The sequence below is a fragment of the Deinococcus rhizophilus genome (assembly GCF_030271215.1).
Classification (GTDB): Bacteria; Deinococcota; Deinococci; order Deinococcales; family Deinococcaceae; genus Deinococcus; species Deinococcus rhizophilus.
Window position 1 is genome coordinate 1 of record NZ_JASNGB010000356.1, and the last position, 749, is coordinate 749.

Annotated in this window: 1 pseudogene; it reads right to left on the reverse strand. The window is 75.7% G+C overall.

The features are described from left to right. Nucleotides 1-749 (reverse strand): annotated as a pseudogene (locus tag QOL99_RS17315) (chromosome segregation protein SMC); the annotation flags it as partial.

The window sequence follows — 749 nt, forward strand, 5'->3', positions numbered from 1 at the left end:
AGCCGCGTCGCGGGCGGCCTGGAGGGGGGACACTCCGGTCCCGGTCATTCCGGCCTGGACGCGGTCCAGTTCGCTTCGCAGGTGGGCGGTGCGGCGCTCCGCGTCCTCCAGCTCGGCGCCGAGTTCCTGAAAGCGTCGCCCATCGGCCAGCACGCTGCTCCCGCTGTCGCGCAGGCGCCCGCCCGTGATCGCGCCCCCGGCCTCCAGCAGCTCGCCCTCCAGGGTGACGAGGCGCGGACGGTTGGGGTAGGCGCGGGCGAGGCGGTGGGCGGCCCGCAGGTCCTCCACGATCAGGGTGTCGGCCAGGATCGCCTCCCCGACGAGGGGCGGGTCGGTGGGGCACAGGTCCGCGAGGTTGCCGATCACGCCCGCCTCACGCAGCAGCCCGCCGTCACGCCGGGGGCGCGGGCGCAGGAGGTCCAGCGGGAGGAAGGTGGCGCGGCCCCCCGACCGCTTGAGTTCCTCGATGATCGTCCGGGCGTCCTCGCCGGAGTGCACCACGATCTGCTCCAGGCGGCGCCCCAGCGCGGCGGTGACGGCGGTCTCGTACTCGGCGGGCACGGTGAGCAGGTCGGCCACCGACCCCACGATGCCGGGGTGGTCGAGGCGCAGGGCGTTGCGGGCGCCCTCGCCGTAGCGGGCGTAGGAATTGAGCGCCGCTTCCAGCCGCTCGCGCTCGCGGCGCAGCGGGGCGATTCCGGCGTTCAGGCGGGCCAGTTCGCCCTCCAGGTGACGGGCGTGGGCCTGGG